Origin of the sequence: Nioella sp. (genome assembly GCF_964229645.1) — a bacterium.
Lineage (GTDB): Bacteria > Pseudomonadota > Alphaproteobacteria > Rhodobacterales > Rhodobacteraceae > Nioella.
Genome location: NZ_CAXREX010000195.1, coordinates 1 through 4,772, shown reverse-complemented (window position 1 = coordinate 4,772; position 4,772 = coordinate 1). Strand labels below are relative to the sequence as shown.

The following is a 4,772-nucleotide window of genomic DNA, read 5'->3' as shown; positions in this document are numbered from 1 at the left end:
CTCTTCGAGCGCCAGCGAGGTATTGAGGCCGGTCTGACCGCCCATGGTGGGCAGCAGCGCATCGGGGCGCTCTTTCTCGATGATCTTGGCCACGATCTCGGGTGTGATCGGCTCGATATAGGTCGCGTCGGCCAGCTCGGGGTCGGTCATGATCGTGGCCGGGTTCGAGTTCACCAGGATGACCCGGTAACCCTCTTCCTTCAGCGCCTTGCAGGCCTGGGCGCCGGAATAGTCGAACTCGCAGGCCTGGCCGATCACGATGGGCCCCGCTCCGATGATCATGACGGATTGAATATCGGTTCTCTTCGGCATGGCGCATCCCCGGCAGCAAGCATGATCGCGCGGCAGCCATTTCGGCGCGCGCAAATTGTCCTGCGTTATAGGGATGGAGCGCCGACGCGCAAGGGGGGTCTGGAATGAATCTCAATCTGCCGCATGTGGGCCTGTCAGCGCCGCGGGAAAAACCCTATGTGAAGGGCAACAGGCGGAATCATCGGGGCAGTGAGCGGTTTTTTCATGCGTATGACCTTCGATCACGGGCCGGCCGGCGGGCGGCAGAGCTTCTCCGGCGCCCACCGGATGATCCTGGCCCGGGACCCGTCAGAGGTGCCGGGGGCGCTGGCGGCGCTGGCCGCGGCGCGCGCCGAGGGCGCCTGGCTTGCAGGCTATGCGAGCTATGAGCTGGGCTACGCGCTGGAGCCGAAACTGGCCCCGCTCATGCCGCGCGACCGCAAGCTTCCGCTGCTGTGTTTCGGGGTCTTTGACGCGCCGGTCGCGGCGGGCAAGGTCGCGCGAAGCGGCGTGCGGCCCGCGCGCATGGTGCCGCGCTGGACGGCTGCGCGCTATGCGCAGGCCTTCGAACGGCTGCACGCGCTGATCGGGCAGGGCGATCTCTACCAGGCGAACCTGACCTTCCCCATTGACCTTGACCTGCCGGGGCTGAGCGCGGCGGCGCTTTACGAGGGGCTGATGGAGGGGCAGCCGGTGGGCCATGGCGTGCTGATCGAGCAGGAAGGCTTGCCCGATATCCTCAGCCGCTCGCCGGAGCTGTTCTTCCGCACCGATGGCACCGGGCGCATCGTGACCCGGCCCATGAAGGGCACGCAGCCGCGCTCTGACAATCCCGACACCGACCGGGCGGCGCGGGCCTTCTTGCTCAATGACGCGAAGAACCAGGCGGAAAACCTGATGATCGTCGATCTCCTGCGCAATGACATCTCGCGTGTCTGCGTCGCGGGCAGCGTCCGGGTGCCCGAGCTGTTCACCGTGGAAAGCTACGCCACGGTGCACCAGATGGTGTCGCTTATCGAAGGCCGCCTGCGGTCTGGCATGGACCTGCCCGAGATCCTGTCGGCGCTGCACCCCTGCGGATCGGTGACCGGCGCACCCAAGCTGCGCGCGATGCAGGTGATCCGGGAACTGGAACCCTGGCCGCGCGAGATCTATTGCGGTGCGATCGGCTGGGCCGCGCCCGATGGCCGGGCCGAGTTCAACGTGGCGATCCGCACCATCCTGCGCGAGAAGGACGGCCACGCGGTGCTGAACGTTGGTGGTGGCGTGGTATGGGACTCGACTGCCGCATCGGAATACGAGGAGGCGCTGTGGAAAGCCCGTTTCCTGAGCCGGTTCCAGCCGGAACCCGCCTGATCGAAACCTTCGGCTGGTGGCCGGAGACGGGCGCGCAGCGCCTGGAGCGCCACCTTGCGCGCATGGCGCGAAGCGCCCGCAGCCTTGGATTTGCCTTCGACTTGGAACAGGCGCAGGGGAGGGTGGCGGCGCTGCGCGCCGCGATGCCCCTGCGTTGCCGTCTGACCCTTGGCAAAGCGGGCGATCTTGACCTGGTCTCCGCGCCCCTGCCGCCGCTGCCGGAGCGGCCCTGGCGCGTGGCGATCCATCCCGAGAGGCTGCGGGCGGGCGATCCGTGGCTGGGCCACAAGACGACCTGCCGCGCGCTATACGATGCCGCGCGGGCAGCGCTGCCCGAGGGCGTGGATGAATGGCTCTTCCTCAACGACCGGGGTGAGCTGTGCGAGGGCACGATCACCAATCTCTTCGTCACGCTGGCCGATGGCCGCCGCCTGACCCCGCCGCTTGACGCTGGCCTCTTGCCCGGCATCCTGCGCGAGGAGCTTCTGGCGCGCGGCGCGGTGCACGAGGGCAGGCTGAGCCCGGATATGCTGACGGGGGCCACGCTCACGCTTGGCAATTCGCTACGCGGGGAAATCGCGGCTCAGCTGGTGTAAAGGTAATCGCGAGACAGCGGCACCGCGTCAGGGCGCTTGGCCAGTTGATACTGGAACACTTGGTGGCCAGCGTTGCGGAACATCATCTCGGAGGCCTTGAGGTAATAGCGCCACATCCGCACGAAGCGCGCGTCGTAGAGCGCCTCGGCCTCGTCCGCGCGGGCCATGAACCGGTCATACCAGTGGCGCAGGGTTTCGGCGTAGTGCAGCCGCCACATCTCGATATCCATCGGTTGCAGACCCGAGCGTTCCACCGCCGCGGCCATTTCCGAAAGCGCCGGGATATAGCCGCCGGGAAAGATATACTTGGCGATCCAGGGACTGGTGGTGGCGGGGGGCGTGGCCCGGCCGATGGTGTGGATCAGCGCCACGCCATCGGGGGCCAGCCGGTCGAAGACGGTGCGGAAATATTCCCCGTAATGGGGCACGCCCACATGTTCGAACATGCCGACCGACACGATCCGGTCGAACTGCCCGGTGACGGCGCGGTAGTCCAGCAACTCGAAGCGCACCCGGTCTGACAGCCCCGCCGCCTCGGCCCGCGCGCGCGACCAGTCCAGCTGTTCTGTGGACAGCGTCACGCCGAACACTTCGGCCCCGAAATCGCGCGCCAGCGTCAGCGCCAGACCACCCCATCCCGAGCCGATCTCGAAGACGCGCAGGCCCGGCTTGAGGCAAAGCTTCTTCGCTATGTGGGCTTTCTTGGCGGCCTGAGCCTCTTCCAGCGTCATGTCGGGGCGCTGGAAATAGGCACAGGAATACTGCCGGTCCTCGTCGAGGAAGAGATCGTAGAGCGTCGCCGACAGGTCGTAGTGATGCGACACGTTCCGGCGCGCCTTGTGGGCCGGGTTCCACTGGTCGACCCTGCGCCGGGCGGCGCGGGCGGCGTAATTGACCTTGCGCCACCACAAATCGCCCGCATGGGGCAGGTTGAGGGTGATGAACTCGTGAAATAGCCCGATATCGTCGCCATCGAGCGTGATCGTGCCATCCATGTAACCCTCGCCAAGCGCGAGGTCGGGCCTCTGCACCAGCCTGCGGGGCAGGGCGGGGTCATGGAAGGTCAGGCGGATATCGGGGCCGGGTGCGCCCCGGTAGGTCAGCACGCGCCCCCCGGCAAGGCGCACCTCCAGCGAGCCGACCTTGACGTAACCGCGCAGCATGGCGTCAAACAGCTTGTCCCACATCGCCCCCAAAACCTCCGTCTTGACAGGTGTCCGTGTCCCAATCCGGGCGGCAGTTTGCCAAATTGAGCGAAAAAATAAAGGTCATGGGCAGTTTCGGCCCCGGCCTGCGGGTTTCCGCCCCGCGTCAGCCTTGACTTCCCGGCGCGCAGCCTGTGTATCGGCGGGCGAGAAATTCCAGCCCCGAAGGGACAACCGCGATGCATGCTTTCCGCAGCCATACCTGCGCCGAACTGACCAAGGACAACGTGGGCCAGACCGTGCGCCTGTCGGGTTGGGTCCACCGTGTGCGCGACCACGGCGGCATCCTGTTCATCGACCTGCGCGACCATTACGGCGTGACGCAGGTTCTGGCCGATCCCGACTCTGCCGCGTTCAAGGACGTGGAAAAGGTCCGCTCCGAATGGTGTATCCGTATCGATGGCGAGGTGAAGGCGCGCGATCCCGAACTGATCAACCCCAAGATCCCCACGGGCGAGGTCGAGGTCTTCATCCGCGAACTGGAAGTGCTGGGCGCGGCGGGCGAGCTGCCGCTGATGGTCTTCGGCGACCAGGAATACCCCGAGGAAACCCGCCTGCGTTACCGCTTCCTAGACCTGCGCCGCGAGAAGATGCAGAAGAACATGAAGCTGCGCTCGGACGTGGTGCGCTCGATCCGGAGCCGCATGTGGGACAAGGGCTTCAACGAGTTCCAGACCCCGATCATCACCGCCTCCTCCCCCGAGGGCGCGCGTGACTTCCTGGTGCCTTCGCGCCTGCATCCGGGCAAGTTCTACGCCCTGCCGCAGGCCCCGCAGCAGTTCAAGCAGCTGCTCATGGTTTCGGGCTTCGACAAGTATTTCCAGATCGCGCCCTGCTTCCGCGACGAAGACCCGCGCGCCGACCGCAGCCCCACCGATTTCTATCAGCTCGATATGGAGATGTCGTTCGTCACCCAACAGGACGTGTTCGACACGATCCAGCCGGTGATCGAGGGCGTGTTCGAGGAATTCGGCGGCGGCCACAAGGTCGACAAGCACTGGCCGCAGATCAGCTACAAGGACTCGGCGCTGTGGTATGGCACCGACAAGCCTGACCTCAGGAACCCGATCAAGATGCAGGACGTGAGCGAGCATTTTGCAGGCTCCGGCTTTGCCATCTTTGCCAAGATCCTGGAACAGGACGGCACCCAGATCCGCGCCATTCCGGCGCCGACGGGCGGCAGCCGCAAGTTCTGCGACCGCATGAACAAGTTCGCGCAGGAACAGGGCCTGCCGGGGATGGGCTACATCTTCTGGCGCGATGGCGAAAACGGCATGGAAGCGGCTGGTCCTCTGGCCAAGAACATCGGCCCCGAACGGACCGA

The 4,772-nt window shown here is 65.9% G+C and carries 5 protein-coding genes; 3 read left to right on the top strand and 2 right to left on the bottom strand.

Annotated elements, in window-relative coordinates:
• Nucleotides 1-312 (bottom strand): hypothetical protein (locus ACEQXV_RS13320; protein WP_370269615.1); only part of this gene is annotated, 312 nt, incomplete at its 3' end.
• A 204-nt stretch (nt 313-516) separates the two neighbouring features.
• Between ACEQXV_RS13320 and ACEQXV_RS13315 the strand changes: the two genes are divergently transcribed.
• Together ACEQXV_RS13315 and ACEQXV_RS13310 are read left to right on the top strand one after the other, a co-directional pair.
• Entirely contained in the window at nt 517-1,647 is a 1,131-nt protein-coding gene (locus ACEQXV_RS13315) for an aminodeoxychorismate synthase component I (protein WP_370269614.1), read from the top strand.
• Complete coding sequence (locus tag ACEQXV_RS13310; RefSeq protein ID WP_370269613.1) at nt 1,602-2,243, top strand: aminotransferase class IV family protein; 642 nt, start codon at nt 1,602-1,604, stop codon at nt 2,241-2,243. Before ACEQXV_RS13315 ends, ACEQXV_RS13310 begins: the two co-directional genes overlap by 46 nt.
• Here the strand turns inward: ACEQXV_RS13310 and ACEQXV_RS13305 are convergent.
• Nucleotides 2,231-3,430, bottom strand: coding sequence for a class I SAM-dependent methyltransferase (locus tag ACEQXV_RS13305; RefSeq protein ID WP_370254797.1), 1,200 nt, complete (start codon nt 3,428-3,430; stop codon nt 2,231-2,233). The genes ACEQXV_RS13310 and ACEQXV_RS13305 overlap by 13 nt on opposite strands.
• Before the next feature lie 197 nt (nt 3,431-3,627).
• Here ACEQXV_RS13305 and aspS point away from each other — a divergent pair.
• Nucleotides 3,628-4,772: aspartate--tRNA ligase (gene aspS / locus ACEQXV_RS13300; protein WP_370269611.1), on the top strand; the 1,145-nt coding region annotated here is incomplete at its 3' end.

Coding starts and splice junctions, on each gene's coding strand:
- ACEQXV_RS13315 (WP_370269614.1), top strand. CDS start 517: ATGCGTATGACCTTCGATCACGGGCCGGCCGGCGGGCGGCAGAGCTTC.
- ACEQXV_RS13305 (WP_370254797.1), bottom strand. CDS start 3,430: ATGTGGGACAAGCTGTTTGACGCCATGCTGCGCGGTTACGTCAAGGTC.